General features: G+C 42.7%; 11 protein-coding genes. 5 read left to right on the top strand and 6 right to left on the bottom strand.

Annotated elements, in window-relative coordinates:
• Window positions 1-3 precede the first annotated feature (3 nt).
• Entirely contained in the window at window positions 4-531 is a 528-nt protein-coding gene (gene yceD / locus L4D20_RS09460) for a 23S rRNA accumulation protein YceD (RefSeq protein WP_428801334.1), read from the bottom strand.
• Between the two features lie 147 nt (window positions 532-678).
• Here yceD and L4D20_RS09455 point away from each other — a divergent pair, with 147 nt between their 5' ends.
• A complete protein-coding gene (locus tag L4D20_RS09455; protein ID WP_428801727.1) occupies window positions 679-1,263 on the top strand; it encodes a Maf family protein in 585 nt (194 codons plus the stop codon).
• A gap of 80 nt (window positions 1,264-1,343) precedes the next feature.
• On the opposite strand, the gene rluC is transcribed toward L4D20_RS09455, so the two are convergent.
• Window positions 1,344-2,294, bottom strand: coding sequence for a 23S rRNA pseudouridine(955/2504/2580) synthase RluC (gene rluC, locus L4D20_RS09450; RefSeq protein WP_428801333.1), 951 nt, complete (start codon window positions 2,292-2,294; stop codon window positions 1,344-1,346).
• 596 nt (window positions 2,295-2,890) lie between these two features.
• Between rluC and rne the strand changes: the two genes are divergently transcribed.
• Both rne and L4D20_RS09440 read left to right on the top strand, forming a co-directional pair.
• The gene (gene rne / locus L4D20_RS09445) at window positions 2,891-5,896 is read left to right on the top strand and encodes a ribonuclease E (protein WP_428801332.1); all 3,006 of its coding nucleotides are present in this window, start codon (window positions 2,891-2,893) and stop codon (window positions 5,894-5,896) included.
• Window positions 5,897-6,166: 270 nt separating this feature from the next.
• Window positions 6,167-7,726, top strand: a complete 1,560-nt coding sequence (locus L4D20_RS09440; RefSeq protein ID WP_428801331.1) for a SulP family inorganic anion transporter — start codon at window positions 6,167-6,169, stop codon at window positions 7,724-7,726.
• A gap of 155 nt (window positions 7,727-7,881) precedes the next feature.
• Here the strand turns inward: L4D20_RS09440 and L4D20_RS09435 are convergent, their stop codons facing one another.
• Entirely contained in the window at window positions 7,882-8,271 is a 390-nt protein-coding gene (locus tag L4D20_RS09435) for a glycine zipper family protein (protein WP_428801330.1), read from the bottom strand.
• A 205-nt stretch (window positions 8,272-8,476) separates the two neighbouring features.
• Window positions 8,477-11,149 (bottom strand): bifunctional acetaldehyde-CoA/alcohol dehydrogenase, encoded by a 2,673-nt coding sequence (gene adhE, locus L4D20_RS09430; RefSeq protein ID WP_428801329.1) that lies wholly within the window; start codon window positions 11,147-11,149, stop codon window positions 8,477-8,479.
• Between the two features lie 638 nt (window positions 11,150-11,787).
• On the opposite strand from adhE, the gene L4D20_RS09425 reads away from it, so the two are divergent.
• Window positions 11,788-12,426 (top strand): YchE family NAAT transporter, encoded by a 639-nt coding sequence (locus tag L4D20_RS09425; protein WP_428801328.1) that lies wholly within the window; start codon window positions 11,788-11,790, stop codon window positions 12,424-12,426.
• 85 nt (window positions 12,427-12,511) lie between these two features.
• Window positions 12,512-13,354 carry an ion transporter gene (locus L4D20_RS09420; protein WP_428801327.1) on the top strand — a complete coding sequence of 281 codons (843 nt, stop codon included), beginning with the start codon at window positions 12,512-12,514 and terminating at the stop codon, window positions 13,352-13,354.
• A 76-nt stretch (window positions 13,355-13,430) separates the two neighbouring features.
• Here L4D20_RS09420 and asd read toward each other — a convergent pair whose 3' ends face one another.
• Both asd and L4D20_RS09410 read right to left on the bottom strand, forming a co-directional pair.
• The gene (gene asd, locus L4D20_RS09415) at window positions 13,431-14,549 is read right to left on the bottom strand and encodes an aspartate-semialdehyde dehydrogenase (protein ID WP_428801726.1); all 1,119 of its coding nucleotides are present in this window, start codon (window positions 14,547-14,549) and stop codon (window positions 13,431-13,433) included.
• A gap of 247 nt (window positions 14,550-14,796) precedes the next feature.
• The gene (locus L4D20_RS09410) at window positions 14,797-15,981 is read right to left on the bottom strand and encodes a chemotaxis protein (RefSeq protein ID WP_428801326.1); all 1,185 of its coding nucleotides are present in this window, start codon (window positions 15,979-15,981) and stop codon (window positions 14,797-14,799) included.
• Window positions 15,982-16,014: the final 33 nt, after the last annotated feature.

Below are 16,014 nucleotides of genomic sequence, written 5' to 3'. Positions count from 1 at the left end.
AAGTTAGCGCTTTAAGTTTTTTAAAACATCAAAGGGGTTCGGTTTTTCTTCTTCCTCAATAATTTCTTCAGGAATTTCACCAAACACCATGTTATTTGAATTAACGCTACAATCCGCTTCGTCATGCATTGCTATTTGTGGCAAATTTAAGATGAACTCATCTTCAACTAACTCAATCAGGTCTAACTCACCGTACTCGTTCAGATCTACCAAATCGTACTCTTCCGGTGCTTCCTCTTCACTCTTCTCATTACAAGGAGTATATGTGAATTGGACATCACAACTATGTGTGAAAACCTCATTACAGCGTTGACATTCCAAGTCGACTTCGACGTTAGCTTTACCAGAGATAACTACGAGTCGCTGTTCATCAAGCCCAAATGACACTGAGACTTCTGCGTCGCGTTTAACGCCTTCGGTTGCTTCCTCTAAACGTTTCAGAAGACTGACTTGGATGATGCCATCTATGTCTGTTCTTCTTTGTGCCGTTTTTGCAGGATGAACCGTGCGTTGTATTTTTACCTTTTGCATAGGGCGCGAATCTTATCTTTCAAAATACGTTTAGTCAAAGAAAAAGGTAAAAAAGTTGGACTTTTTTGCCTTTCAAGAGAGAGAATTATAAACAACAGTAACGATTAAGTTATGCTGTGGTCTAAAACCCACACATTGTATCTAAAAATGCACAATTACCAACTAATATTGGCCTCGACTTCGCCATTTAGGCAACAGCTGCTTAGTAAGCTATCGATTCCCTTTGAAACAGCGCAACCAGATTGTGATGAAACACCGCTCCCAAACGAAAGCCCTGAAGCGTTAGTCTCGCGCCTTTCACAAGTAAAAGCCACATCTTGTCACGTTGAAAAACCAAGCTTGGTAATAGGCAGTGATCAAGTCTGTGTTATCGACGGAAATATCGTTGGAAAGCCTTTAAATCGTGATAAAGCAATAGCTCAACTTAGTGCCCAGAGTGGAAAAAAGATCACATTTTATACTGGTTTGACCGTTTATAACTCGGCAACAAAACTTTGCGAGACCATTGTTGACGAATTTCATGTTCACTTTCGTCAATTAGATAAAAGAACCATTGAAAACTACATAGACAAAGAGCAACCGTTTTATTGCGCGGGAAGTTTTAAGTGTGAAGGATTAGGCATTGTTCTATTTAAGAAATTAGAGGGAAAAGATCCAAACGCATTGATTGGATTACCGTTAATTGAATTAGTGAGCATGCTTAATTCACAAGGGTTTGATGTTCTACGTTAGCTATTTTTAGGAAATAAGAATTGAAAAAGCAGCTAACGTAATCTGTGTGTAGATTAGCTGCTTTTCATTAATGATAATCGTTATCTATTTTTTGATTTAAGTGACTTAATCACACGTTCTAGCTTCGCTTCCATCGGTGCACTGATATCTACACTGTCTTCCGTTGATGGATGAATAAACTTGATATTGGCAGCATGTAAAAACAGTCGGTCTAAACCACATTTTCCGGTATAGGCATCAAAGCGACGATCACCATAACGGTCATCCCAAGCTATCGGGTGACCCGCATACTGGGCATGAACACGAATTTGGTGTGTACGGCCCGTTATTGGACTTGCTTGAATTAACGTCGCATCATCAAACTTTTCAATAATTTTAAAACGTGTTTCAGACGCTTTCCCTTTCGGGTTAACACGCACAATGCTATTTACTTCATTTTTCAGCAACGGTGCATTGATTACCTTACACGTACCCTTCCATTGACCCATTACAAGAGCAAAGTAAAACTTCTTAACCGTTTTTTCTCTAAATTGAGCTTGCAGGTGGCGAAGAGCTGAACGTTTCTTAGCAACCAATAGAATGCCTGATGTATCCCGGTCGATACGATGCACTAACTCTAAGAACCTTGCTGTTGGGCGTAAAGCACGTAACGCTTCGATTGCACCAAACTTCAAACCACTTCCGCCATGAACCGCTAAACCTGATGGCTTGTTTAAGATCAGAAGGTGATCGTCTTCGAAGATGATATTGCTTTCAAGCTGCGCTACCTTGTTTAGCTTGGTACTAATGACGGGGTCATCATCTTTCTCTTCAAGCGTAACGGGAGGAATGCGAACAATATCTCCGGCTTGGAGCTTGTATTCAGCTTTAATGCGTTTTTTATTTACTCTTACCTCACCTTTACGCACGATCCTATAAACCATGCTTTTGGGAAGATTTTTCAATTGGTTGCGCAAGAAGTTATCAATACGCTGACCAGCCATGTCTTCATCGATATCGACAAATTGGACTTTAGTTCTAATTTCACTCATTTCGCTATTGTATCACCCAAACACGCTATATTTCATATTTTCTTATGCAAGATATATTGATATTACATATGAAGTAACCCTTAAGCGGTATTCCACTCTTGGCTGTGGATAAAAAATAAACGCCCTATCAAACATTGACCTAATGAAGATAGAAATACACAGGAAAACAATAGAATACCGAGCAATTGAAAGAGTAAAGTTTGTTTTTTTTTGCCTGTTTATAACAAAGCAGATTGCTGTGATTTCTTTGCACTGCTATAGTTCACAGCTGCAATTCACGCTTCGATGATTATTTAAACAAAATCAAACGTGATATAGCACAGTTAACTGAGTAGATTACTTTATTCCGTAGTGCCGCAACTGGCGTAAGACTCTTCTGAATTAAGTCAACTTATTGCTCTACTCGTCGTATTTTCATGTTGAGTATTCTCCGCAACTCGCGGGTCACAAGCTTTAGAGTTTGTGACAACTGACGTGCCCATAGAGCATCCCCTCCAGCCGGGAGGCTGCACTTTTTAGCCATGGGATCTGGCACCGTGAAAACGAACTAAAGCAATAAGAACAATTAATATAAAGAAAGATAATGAGATTATTAAATGAAAAGAATGTTAATTAACGCAACTCAAAAAGAAGAGTTGCGTGTTGCTTTGGTTGATGGCCAGCGACTGTTTGATTTAGATATTGAAAGTCCTGGACACGAATCAAAGAAAGCAAATATATATAAAGGCCGTATTACCCGTATCGAACCAAGCCTAGAAGCTGCTTTTGTTGATTATGGTGCAGACAGACACGGTTTCCTTCCTCTTAAAGAAATTGCTCGCGAATACTTCCCAGCAGGCTACACCTACCAGGGTCGCCCAAACATCAAAGAAGTATTGAAAGAAGGACAAGAAGTTATTGTCCAAGTTGAAAAAGAAGAGCGTGGCAGCAAAGGTGCTGCATTAACGACTTTCGTTTCACTTGCGGGTAGTTACCTAGTTCTTATGCCAAATAACCCTCGTGCTGGCGGTATCTCTCGCCGTATCGAAGGTGATGAGCGTACCCAACTTAAAGCAGCACTGAGCACACTTGAACTACCACAAGGCATGGGACTAATTGTTCGTACTGCTGGTGTTGGTAAAAGTGCAGAAGAGCTAGAGTGGGACCTTAATGTTTTATTAAACCATTGGGGCGCTATCAAACAGGCATCTGACTCTAACTCTGCGCCTTTCCTTATCCACCAAGAGAGCAACGTTATTGTACGTGCAATTCGCGATTATTTACGTCGTGATATTGGTGAGATACTGATTGATAGCAACACTATCTATGAACGCGCTCTTGAGCATATTCGTTTAATTCGTCCTGACTTTGTTAGTCGCGTTAAAAAGTATGACGGTGAGGTGCCTCTATTTAGTCACTATCAAATCGAAAGCCAAATTGAATCAGCTTTCCAACGTGAAGTTCGTCTTCCATCTGGCGGCTCAATTGTTATTGACCCAACAGAAGCTCTTACTTCTATCGATATCAACTCTGCTCGTGCAACTAAAGGCGGCGATATCGAAGAGACAGCATTAAATACAAACCTTGAAGCGGCTGATGAAATTGCTCGTCAACTGCGTCTACGTGACTTGGGTGGCTTGGTTGTTATCGACTTCATCGATATGACACCAGTTCGCCACCAACGTGAAGTAGAAAACCGCCTTCGTGATGCCGTTCGTCTAGATCGTGCACGCGTTCAAATTGGTCGTATCTCGCGCTTTGGTTTATTAGAGATGTCACGCCAACGCTTAAGCCCTTCATTGGCAGAAGCTAGCCACCATATCTGTCCTCGTTGTACAGGTACTGGTGTGGTACGTGATAACGAATCTTTAGCGCTATCTGTACTTCGCTTGATTGAAGAAGAAGCACTAAAGGACAATACAGCTCAAGTATTAGCTGTTGTTCCTGTGCCAATCGCCTCTTACCTTCTAAATGAAAAACGTCGCTCAGTTAACCACATTGAGAAGAACCAAGAAGTTAAGATCACTGTTGTTCCTAATTCAGATATGGAAACACCTCACTTCGAGGTTATTCGTGTCCGTGAAGGTGAAGAATTCGATCTTCTTTCTTACCTACTTCCTCAAAAGATTGACGCTCTAAAAGAAGCGGAAAGCAAAGAGCCTGCTGAGCAAGAAGTTAAACTGCGCAAGATTGAAGAACCGGCTCTAAAAGGCTTTGCATCTCCAGCGCAAACCGCAGCGACACCAGCTCCGGCACCAAAACCTGCCGAAGCACCTAAAGCATCTGTTCCTGCTGAAAAAGCAGAACCAGGCCTTATTTCTCGTATGCTTAAAGCATTGAGCGACTTCTTCTCAGGTTCTCCTGAAGAAGCTAAAGTAGAAGTTAAGGAAGAGAAGCCCGCTGAGCAACGTAATACACGTCCACGCAGAAACCGTAATGATCAACGTCGTCGCAATAACCGTGACAACAGAGATAATCGCGACAATCGTGATCGTAACAAGCGTAAACCTGCTCGTGACGAACAAGCTCCTACCGTTGAAGAGAAGGCGAAACAAGAACGTAAGCCTAATAATCGTAAACCTAAGCAGGATCGTCGTAACAACCGTGATGAAACAAAAGTATCTAAGGTTGCAGAGCAAGGCCAACAAATTGCCGCAGATGCACAAGTTGACCAACAAGAAGTACGCCCTGAGCCAAAGCCGGTAAAACTTAAAGAACGCCGTCAGCGTCGCCAGCTAAGCAAGAAGGTTCGCTCTAATGCTCAACAACAGCAAGCTGAAGTTGAAATTAAAGCTGAAGAAGTTGCTGTAGCAGTCGTTGCCGCGGAACAAGTTGAAGTAAACGTTGAGTCTACAGACGCCGCTCAAGAAGAGCAGCCGAAGCAACGTCGTAACCGCCGCTCTCCTCGTCACTTACGTGCAAGCGGACAGCGCCGTCGTCGCGGTCGTGATCGTCGCCCTAACCCATTCCGCCTACGTAAAGGTGGTGTAGCTTCTCCTGAGATGGCTATGGGTAAAGTGATGCCTCGCTATGACTTAGCTAAGCCTAACTACAAGCAGCAAGCAGAAATTCAGCCAGCTCTAGTTGAAGAGACAAATGTTGTCGCTTCAGCCGGTTTCGCTATGCCTGAGATGGCGATGGGTAAGATTATTGTTCGTTCAACGAAGGTTGCTGAATCAAAACCTATCGTAGAAGCAGCAGTAGTTGCAACCGAGGTGACTGTTGACGCTAATATTGAAGTGAATGAGACGGTTATTGAAAAACCTGTTGTGGAAGTTCAACAACAAGCTAAAGCTGAGCAAGCACCAGTGAACGTAGTTGAAGTTGAAGCTCCAGTGCAAACTGAATCGATTCAAGAAGTTCAACCAGAAGTTGCTCCTGTTGTTGAAGCGCCTGTCGTGGAAACTAAGGCTAAACCTCAGCCAGCTCAATCAGTGAAAGCGAGTCGTGTAAAAGCACATGCTACTTCAGTGATGACAAAGGCTCCTGGACCTCAAGAGATTAAAGAGATTGAAGTTGTTGCTATGCCATTAAAAGCTGAACGCTACCAAGCGAAAGGCGCAGGCAGTCAAGTTGCTCGCAGTCAAGCTGGTGCGGGAATGACGAAACCTCAAGGTTACTAATACCTTGAATTGTTCATAGCTCAATAAGTATTGAAAAGGCTGCTAATTTAGCAGCCTTTTTTTTACCATATCAAACTAGCCATAGACGAAATTAACCTATACTAGGTTAATCATTGAACTTAATCACACTTTTCGGTAGCATGCGCCGATTCATACTTATTCACACTTAGTCACACTTCAAAATAGATTGTTCTTCTATCTCTGATTTTTGCTCTATTTATAGGAAGTGTTGTTTAAGGACAAACCCACAACCGACGATACTGAGTAACCATGTTCGAATTTCCACAGTTTTCTAAACATTCTGTAAAAAATGATGTCCTATCGGGGCTAACTGTTGCGCTAGCACTTGTGCCTGAAGCCGTTGCGTTTGCTTTTGTTGCAGGCGTTGACCCGATGGTTGGCTTGTATGCCGCCTTTATCGTTGGCCTTATTACCTCTATCTTTGGTGGCCGCCCCGGCATGATATCTGGTGCTACTGGTGCGATGGCCGTTGTTATGGTTAGCCTTGTTGCTACTCATGGCGTTCAATACTTGTTTGCAGCTATTATGTTAGCGGGCTTGCTACAAATTTCTGCCGGTATCTTTAAGCTCGGTAAATTTATTCGAATGGTTCCGCACCCGGTTATGATCGGTTTTGTTAACGGCCTCGCGATTGTTATCTTCCTTGCGCAACTAGGACAATTTAAAACGCCCGATGCCTCTGGTGTACTAGCTTGGTTACCGCAAGGTGAAATGATGGTTATGCTTGGGTTAGTCGCTCTTACTATGGCAATCATCCACTTTCTGCCTAAGCTGACAACAGCAGTCCCTTCTTCTCTAGTCGCGATTGTAACTGTCACCTTGCTCGTCATGGGCTTGGGCTTAGACACAAATACTGTTGTGGATTTCCTACGCACTATGTCGGGTGACGACAACGCGACTCTTGCGGGTTCTCTACCAACGTTCTCAATCCCGATGGTACCGTTCAACTTTGAAACACTGCAAATCATTCTGCCTTACGCGATTATCCTTGCTGCAATCGGTCTTATCGAGTCTTTGCTAACGCTTACTGTACTTGATGAAATGACCAATACTCGTGGTAAATCAAACCGTGAGTGTGTAGGCCAAGGTCTTGCAAACGTAACTTGTTCAGTCTTTGGTGCAATGGGTGGTTGTGCAATGATTGGTCAATCAATGATCAATGTAAACTCAGGTGGTCGTGGTCGTCTATCAGGCATTGTTGCTGCACTAGCACTACTTGCATTCATTCTATTTGCTTCGGCACTTATTGAAATCATCCCACTAGCAGCATTAGTTGGTGTGATGTTTATGGTTGTTATTGGTACGTTTGAATGGGCGACCTTTAAGCTAGCACGTCGCGTACCTAAGCAAGACTTCTTCGTTATTGTACTGGTGACTATAGTGACGGTACTTACAGACCTTGCTATAGCTGTCGCGGTGGGTGTTATTGTTTCTGCTCTAATGTTTGCATGGGAACACGCAAAACACATCTACGCTAGCAGCACATTAAATGACGAAGGCTCAAAGGTTTACCACATCAATGGCCCTATCTTCTTTGGTTCAGCGGCTAACTTTTTAGAACTGTTTGATTTTAAAAATGACCCTCAAGACGTCATCGTTGATTTCGCAGGATCTCGCGTTGCCGACCACTCAGCGATTGAAGCAATCGAAACCTTGGCGGTAAGGTACTCTACTCTAGGGAAGACTCTGCATTTACGCCACCTAAGTCCTGATTGTCGTGCATTGCTACACAAAGCGGGTAGTTTAGTTGAGATAAACGTAAAAGAAGACCCTAGCTACAAGGTTGCTACTGACGTATTAGCTGGCTAACTCTAGCATCACAGCCAACTGACACAGCATCAAATCATTATAAGGCTTACCTAAGGGTAAGCCTTTTTCATACCCACTAACCTCTACGCCCAAACTGTAGGTAATAAAAAAGGAAGCACATCGCTTCCTCTCAAGGTTATCTTTTATTTTTACGATTAATTCAGCACAACATAACCACGGTTTGTCATGCAGTTACGCATTACGGTTTGCTGATCTTGTTCATAGTTCGCTTGATTCTCACGTCGATCACGGCTTCCGCCAATTACACCTGCACCTAGACCAACAGCCGCACCTTTCTTAGCACCTTCAGATCCTGACCCACCTGCAATAGCAACACCAGCAGATCCAATTGCAGCACCTTTTAATGCACCACCTACCGCACCACGAGAACGTGTATCTTTTTGTACTTGATTAGACATCTCTTCACATTGGTGCATGTCGTAGACATAGTCTTTCTCGTCAACACCAGATTTATCAATAATTAAGTTAGCATTGGCACTTAATGAAAAAGCCATTGCCAGTGATAGTAGAGTTACGCGTTTCATACCTAGGTAGTCCTATTGAGCCAGAGTTATCCAATAGAGTATAAAGAAACAATGTACAATTAATGGAATAACGATTATTCCTCATGTAATAAAGGGGACTAATTTCCAAGCTTTAAATATTTAGGCATAAAAAAACCCCAACCAAAGGCTGGGGTTTTTTAGTCAACATTTCGTGCTAGCGAAACATCTTATAACTTAAGAAGTCTTACTTCTTTTTTGCTGCTTTTTGGTCAGCTTTTTTCTTAATTACAGTCGTACCTTCAAAAGTTTCGCCTTCAACATACGCAGTACCGAAGTATGCAGTTGTAAGAACTTCTTTTAGCTCTGTAATTAGAGGGTAACGAGGGTTTGCACCTGTACATTGGTCATCAAACGCTTCTACCGCTAGTTCATCTAGTTTAGCGATGAAGTCAGCTTCGTTCACACCCGCTTCTTTAATAGATAGTGGAATGTCTAGGTCTTTCTTAAGCTCTTCTAACCAAGTTAGTAGACGCTCAATCTTCTGTGCAGTGCGGTCACCAGCTTGGCTCAGGCCTAGGTGGTCAGCAACTTCTGCATAACGACGACGTGCTTGTGGACGGTCGTACTGAGAGAAAGCAGTCTGCTTAGTTGGGTTATCGTTCGCGTTGTAACGTACAACGTTAGAGATAAGTAGTGCGTTAGCAAGACCGTGTGGAAGGTGGAACTCAGCACCAATCTTGTGAGCCATTGAGTGACACACACCTAGGAAAGCATTCGCAAACGCAATACCAGCGATTGTTGCTGCATTGTGTACTTTCTCACGAGCGATTGGGTCAGCTGCACCGTTTTTGTAGCTAGAAGGTAGGTACTCTTTAAGCATCTTAAGTGCTTGAAGAGCTTGACCGTCTGAGTACTCGTTAGCAAGAACTGAAACATATGCTTCTAGAGCGTGAGTTACTGCATCGTAACCACCAAACGCTGTTAGAGACTTAGGCATGTTCATTACTAGGTTAGCATCAACGATAGCCATGTTTGGCGTAATTTCGTAATCAGCTAGTGGGTACTTAGCACCTGTCTTGTCGTCAGTTACAACAGCAAACGGAGTAACTTCAGAACCTGTACCTGAAGTAGTAGTAATACATACTAGCTCAGCTTTCTTACCCATTTTAGGGAACTTGTAGATACGTTTACGGATGTCCATAAAGCGCATTGCTAGTTCTTCAAAGTGCGTTTCTGGGTGCTCGTACATAACCCACATGATCTTAGCTGCATCCATTGGAGAACCGCCACCTAGAGCTAGGATAACGTCAGGTTGGAAGCTGTTCATTGCTTCAGCACCTTTCTCTACTACAGATAGAGTTGGATCCGCTTCTACGTCGAAGAATACTTGGACTTCGATGCCTTGAGCTTTAAGAAGGCGAACTACGTCATCAGCGTAACCGTTGTTGAATAGGAAACGGTCAGTTACTAGGAATGCGCGTTTCTTACCTTCTAGGTCGCCAAGAGCGATTGGAAGGCTACCACGACGGAAATAGATAGACTTAGGTAGTTTGTGCCACAACATGTTTTCAGCTCGCTTCGCTACAGTTTTCTTGTTGATAAGGTGCTTAGGACCTACGTTCTCAGAGATAGAGTTACCACCCCATGAACCACAACCAAGAGTTAGAGACGGTGCAACGTTAAAGTTGTAAAGGTCACCAATACCACCGTGAGTAGATGGGATGTTTACAAGAATACGTGCTGTTTTTAGCTTGTCACCAAAGTAACGAATACGGTCAGTATTAGTATCTTGGTTAGTGTAAAGACCAGAAGTGTGGCCGATACCGCCGATTTCAACCATAGTTACCGCTTGAGCAACAGCGTCTTCGAAATCGTCAGCGCGGAATAGACCAAGTGTTGGAGACAGTTTCTCGTGAGCAAACTCGTCTTCGATGCTTACTTTACCAAGACCTTCACCTACAAGTACTTTTGTATCAGCAGGAACTTTAACACCGGCCATTTCTGCAATTGCAGGAGCAGGTTGACCAACGATTTTCGCGTTTAGGTTGCCGTCGATTAGAAGAACTTTACGTACTTTATCGGCTTCAGCTTTGCTTAATACATACGCTTTGTGAGAAGCGAAACGCTCTTTCACTTCGTCGTACACTTCGTCAACTACAATAGCTGCTTGCTCAGAAGCACACACTACGCCGTTATCGAATGTTTTAGACATTAGAATAGAAGCAACTGCACGTTTGATGTCAGCGGTTTCGTCGATAACGATTGGCACGTTACCAGCACCAACACCGATAGCAGGCTTGCCCGAAGAGTATGCTGCTTTAACCATGCCTGGACCACCAGTCGCAAGGATAAGTGCAATACCGTCGTGCTTCATAAGCGCGTTAGAAAGCTCAACTGAAGGTTGGTCAATCCAACCGATGATGTCTTTTGGAGCACCCGCTGCTACTGCTGCGTCTAAAACAAGCTTAGCTGCGTCGTTTGTAGAGTTCTTAGCACGTGGGTGTGGAGAGAAGATGATGCCGTTACGAGTCTTCAAAGAGATGAGAGATTTGAAGATTGCAGTAGACGTTGGGTTCGTCGTTGGAACGATACCACAGATAATACCGATTGGCTCAGCGATAGTCATTGTGCCTAAGCTGTCATCTTCTTCTAAGATGCCACACGTCTTTTCATCTTTGTATTTGTTGTAAATGAATTCTGAAGCAAAGTGGTTTTTGATTACCTTATCTTCAACAATACCCATTCCAGACTCTTCTACCGCTTGTTGCGCTAGAGGGATACGAGCATGGTTAGCTGCTAATGATGCTGCGCGGAAAATTGCATCTACTTTTTCTTGAGAAAAAGTTGAGAACTCTTCTTGAGCCGCTTTTACGCGAGCTACTAGAGCATCTAGTTCAGCTAAGTTAGTTACAGGCATAGTGGATCTCCTAAAATAAATAATATTAAAAACTTTTTATTAAGATTGCGTTGGGAGGCTGATTAAAACCTCTGTCAAGGCCGACACTTACGACACAGACTTAGTAAATTGCTTTCAGGACTGAGTATAATATTTCATACCGCGAAAGAAATTGACTCAGATCAGTTCTCAAATGGCAATTACCTACAAAGTAGTGCACCAAACCTAAACTTCAACATAACCCCCTGAAAACAAAGGGAAACTAAACAAACCTTAAATGTTGAAAAATTACACAAACAGACAAATAAAAATATATAACTTTCAAAAAACTGTAAAAAAATTTCATTTTCCTACAAAAAAGCACACATACCGGAACTTTTTCCGTGCTACGAGCTTATACTTTTTTGAGATGGATGTGACATTTATGACCGTTATAAATGTCATAAATGTGGGAATGAACGCATTTTTTTGCGGAGCGATTTAACTTTTCGCGCAATGCAACACGATGACCAAACGCTAATAAATCGGATTAGTTAAATTACATCAGTAGACCAAGAAAAAATCATTATATTCTCGGCCAATAACCCTCGTACAACGTAAGGATTTATCCTAGAATCGCCGCAAATCATCCACACTTACTTTTTTACAGAGTTATTGCTATGACTTCATTTGAGATCGCTATATTTTTGCAGTTTTTTCTCGGACTTGTCGCGGCTGTTAATCCAATTGGAATTATGCCGATATTTGTCTCTTTGACTGGACATATGACTGTTGAAGAGAAAAACAAAACAGCCCGGACTGCCAACATCGCCGTTGCGATGATACTCATCATCTCTTTATTAGCAGGTCAGGTGCTATTAGACATGTTTAGTATCTCTCTCGATTCATTTCGCGTGGCAGGCGGCCTGCTGTTACTAAGCATCGCCTTTTCAATGATGAGTGGTAAGCTCGGTGAAGATAAGCAGAACAAACAAGAAAAATCAGAGTACGTAACGAAAGAACAAATCGGCGTTGTTCCTCTAGCCATGCCCTTAATGGCCGGCCCAGGTGCAATTAGCTCAACAATTGTTTATGGTTCTCGCTACCCAAGTGCTTTAGATACGGTAGGCATCATCTTTACTATAGCTCTTTTCTGTTTTTGCTCATGGCTGCTATTTCGCTCGGCACCGTTGATCGTTCGCTTCCTTGGTCAAACAGGGATTAACGTGATTACTCGTATCATGGGCTTGATTCTTGGTGCACTAGGCATAGAATTTATTGCCAACGGATTACGTAATCTATTTCCCGGGCTAGCTTAATTAAATTGAGGCGAGGGATCATACTCGCCTCTTTATTGTGAAAATTGTATTATAAGCATATTGATTAGAAATCACGCGACCATTCATGCCACGCCATTCTTTAAAACATCATCTTTACGTCATTATCTTCGGTACACATACACCAGCCGGACGAATCTTTGATATCAGCCTTATTGTCGCCATTATTGCGTCGCTGATCGTATTGGTTCTGGATTCTATTCCTGCACTAAACGCTCAATGGGCCAATACTTTCATGTATCTGGAATATGGTTTTACCGCGTTATTTACCGTTGAATACTTACTACGGCTATATTGCTCGCCAAAGCCCACGGCTTACGTGCGGAGTTTTTACGGTGTGATTGACTTGCTCGCTATCCTACCGACTTATATCGCCATTTTCTTCCCCGCTGCGTCCTATATCAGTGCGATTCGAATGCTGCGTGTAATGCGTATTTTCCGAATACTAAAGCTTGTGAGATACCTGCAAGACTCTAATATATTGCTGCGATCGCTGCTTATGGCAAAAAGAAAGATTCTTATTTTCTTTAGCACGGTAGGAATTCTGGTGATTATTCTTGGCTCAGTGATATACGTAATTGAAGGGCCAGAAAATGGTTTTACCTCTATTCCACAAAGCATCTATTGGGCAATAGTGACCATAACCACCGTTGGTTACGGCGATATCGTTCCTCAAACTCCTTTTGGTCAAGCCATTGCTTCATTAACTATGCTGCTCGGCTACTCTATACTCGCCGTACCAACGGGGATCATCACCGCAGAACTCAATCAAGAAATGAATGCACATCGTAACTTGGTACGCTGCCCAAATTGCTCCAAATCAGGACACGAGTCCGATGCACACTTTTGTAAGTATTGTGGCGGAGAATTAGCAGACCCAGATAAACGAATCATCCCTATAGACGATTAGAGCAAATTCCTCGCTACTCTAGTTACAAAAAAAGCGCCGTAAAGGCGCTTTTTTTAAATGGAACTTATATTTACAATTACTGTTTTTCAGCAAGAATAATACGAAGAGTACGGCGTAGTGGTTCTGCAGCACCCCAAAGTAATTGGTCACCCACCGTAAATGCGTTTAGGAAATCGTTACCCATAGACATCTTACGTAGACGGCCAACAGGAACTGACATCGTGCCGGTTACTTTTGCAGGAGTTAACTCTTGAGCTGTGATGTCACGGTCATTAGGGATAACTTTAACCCAATCATTGTGCGTCGCTATAATCTCTTCAATCTCATCCATTGGCACATCTTGCTTAAGCTTAATCGTCAATGCTTGAGCGTGGCAGCGCATGGCACCGATTCGTACACAAGTACCATCAATAGGGATTGGCTGACCATCTAAGCCTAGAATCTTGTTCGCTTCAACGCCCGCTTTCCACTCTTCTTTGCTTTGACCGTTTTCACGCTTAACATCGATCCAAGGAATCAGAGAACCGGCTAAAGGAGCACCGAATTGATCCGTAGGAAACGAATCTGAACGGATAGTTTCCGCAACTTTCTTATCGATATCCAAAATTGAGCTTGCAGGGTTTGCCAGTTCAGAACTTACCGAGTCGTTGATCACCCCCATTTGGGAGATAAGCTCACGCATGTTTTTAGCACCAGCGCCAGAGGCAGCTTGGTAGGTCATTGCGCTCATCCACTCAATCATGCCTTTTTCATAAAGACCGCCAAGAGCCATCAGCATCAAGCTCACGGTACAGTTACCACCAACAAACGTATTAGTGCCGCCGTGAATCCCCTGCTGAATTTGAGCAAGGTTGACAGGATCTAATGTGATAATTGACTCGGCGTCCATACGTAAAGTAGAAGCCGCATCGATCCAGTAGCCTTTCCAACCTGCTTGACGTAGCGCTGGGTAAACTTTCTCAGTGTAGCCGCCACCTTGACAGGTAATAACTGCATCAAGTTGCTTCAAGCTTTCAATGTCAAATGCATCTTGCAACATACCAGCGTCATTTTTACCTAGCTTAGGTGCTGGAATGCCTATCTGTGAAGTACTGTAAAAAACAGGTTCGATTAAATCAAAATCCTTCTCTTCGACCATACGCTGCATTAGTACTGAACCAACCATACCACGCCAACCGACTAAACCGACTCTCATCACAAAACTCTCCGTGTATTTTAAAAAGGGAATACACCATCTATAAGATTTTCAGCAAAAGAACTCAAGAAATAATTGCTAAAAGTTACAATTTTCTCCCTCAACCTATGAAAAAGTCTCTAGAGTAGCTAAAAGTCGATGTTTATGGTTTGAATGTTCCAATGAACTCATACCAGTGCTTGAGAGTCAAAGTTACCCAATTGGCGTTTAAAAAAATTAAAAAAGCGCCACATTTTGGCGCTTTTACTTAATTAGATTTACTTGCAGAACGCTTCCCTAAAAAGTACCCAATCCCTAATGGAGCAAAGAAAATAACCACAATGAACAGAACGAAATAGAGCAAGACACTCTTGATGAGTTCGATCAGTTTATCAATGGCCAAAGTCAGCACGTCTTGAGAAACTTTATCCAGATCCTGAGCAAATTTTTCGCGTTCGCTAGTGACGATTGCAGCAATGGCATTTCTCTCTCTTTCAATCATATTAATCAGTTCGATACGCTCTTTTTCCACCATTTTTTCAAGCGCTTGACGTTCAATACTGAGCTGGTTGAGCTTAGCATCCGTTTTATCGTCTATATCATCCACTAGCGGCTTTAATTCAATGGCCATCTGCTCGGCAAGATTACGCATATACTCAGGATTGTTTTCGACAAAGTCTTGAAATGACCGCGAGCTCGCTTGCAAGCTTTGAAGGGTTTCAGATAAGTCTTGCCCACTAATACTGCTGTTTAATGCGATTAGCTGAGCTTTCCAGGTCATCACTTTAGGCGTTTGCTCTGAAACCAAGCTGAGTTTGTCTGATACATCGCCGAGTGCTTCCGGCATGGTACCGAGTGTGGCAACGGCTTCTTCACCTTCAATATTATTACTTTCTAACCATTTTCGGTACGCTGGCGCGCGAGTAAATGAGACATCATTAAATGGATTATTAATGGAAAATTGAGTAACAAATTCTTTAGTTGATTTGTAAGAACTGCCTTTTAATAAAGACTTCGCCAATTGATCCATCTCTGTGGAAAGCTGTTTCGATACTAAAAGCGCGTCTTCGACATCGAAGAGGTTTTCACCTGCCCCACTTTCAAAAAAGGAGGTCATTTGATAGCTAAATACCCAACTATCGATAAGAGCCGCCATAGGTGCAACTTGATATGCGGCTCCCTGAAGGCCTTCGGAAGCGTTAATTTTCCAAAGTAATAGGTGAGATTGATTAACTGTATCATCAGAAGGGTACTGCAAGGCCATAGTGTCGGCTGTTTGTTCAACCTGAGAGAAAAATTGCTGTGCGTACTCTCGAGTTAACAATCGCATATTGAGCTCTTGCTTGGTTAACGGTGTTGTTTGACTGTCTATTTTTACTTCAAGAAGTGAACAACCACTAACGCTGAACACACAAAACAAAATAATTGTTTTATACCAATACTTAACAAACATAATCACCCCAAACACCACCAAAAATTTCGGCCG

Origin of the sequence: Vibrio kyushuensis (assembly GCF_050337325.1) — a bacterium.
Lineage (GTDB): Bacteria > Pseudomonadota > Gammaproteobacteria > Enterobacterales > Vibrionaceae > Vibrio > Vibrio kyushuensis.
The sequence above is the reverse complement of the archived record's forward strand: the minus strand, read 5'-3'. Positions and strand labels throughout refer to the sequence as shown.

Coding starts and splice junctions, on each gene's coding strand:
- yceD (WP_428801334.1), bottom strand. CDS start 531: ATGCAAAAGGTAAAAATACAACGCACGGTTCATCCTGCAAAAACGGCA.
- rne (WP_428801332.1), top strand. CDS start 2,891: ATGAAAAGAATGTTAATTAACGCAACTCAAAAAGAAGAGTTGCGTGTT.
- adhE (WP_428801329.1), bottom strand. CDS start 11,149: ATGCCTGTAACTAACTTAGCTGAACTAGATGCTCTAGTAGCTCGCGTA.
- L4D20_RS09455 (WP_428801727.1), top strand. CDS start 679: ATGCACAATTACCAACTAATATTGGCCTCGACTTCGCCATTTAGGCAA.
- L4D20_RS09420 (WP_428801327.1), top strand. CDS start 12,512: ATGCCACGCCATTCTTTAAAACATCATCTTTACGTCATTATCTTCGGT.
- asd (WP_428801726.1), bottom strand. CDS start 14,549: ATGAGAGTCGGTTTAGTCGGTTGGCGTGGTATGGTTGGTTCAGTACTA.
- L4D20_RS09410 (WP_428801326.1), bottom strand. CDS start 15,981: ATGTTTGTTAAGTATTGGTATAAAACAATTATTTTGTTTTGTGTGTTC.
- L4D20_RS09440 (WP_428801331.1), top strand. CDS start 6,167: ATGTTCGAATTTCCACAGTTTTCTAAACATTCTGTAAAAAATGATGTC.
- L4D20_RS09435 (WP_428801330.1), bottom strand. CDS start 8,271: ATGAAACGCGTAACTCTACTATCACTGGCAATGGCTTTTTCATTAAGT.
- L4D20_RS09425 (WP_428801328.1), top strand. CDS start 11,788: ATGACTTCATTTGAGATCGCTATATTTTTGCAGTTTTTTCTCGGACTT.
- rluC (WP_428801333.1), bottom strand. CDS start 2,294: ATGAGTGAAATTAGAACTAAAGTCCAATTTGTCGATATCGATGAAGAC.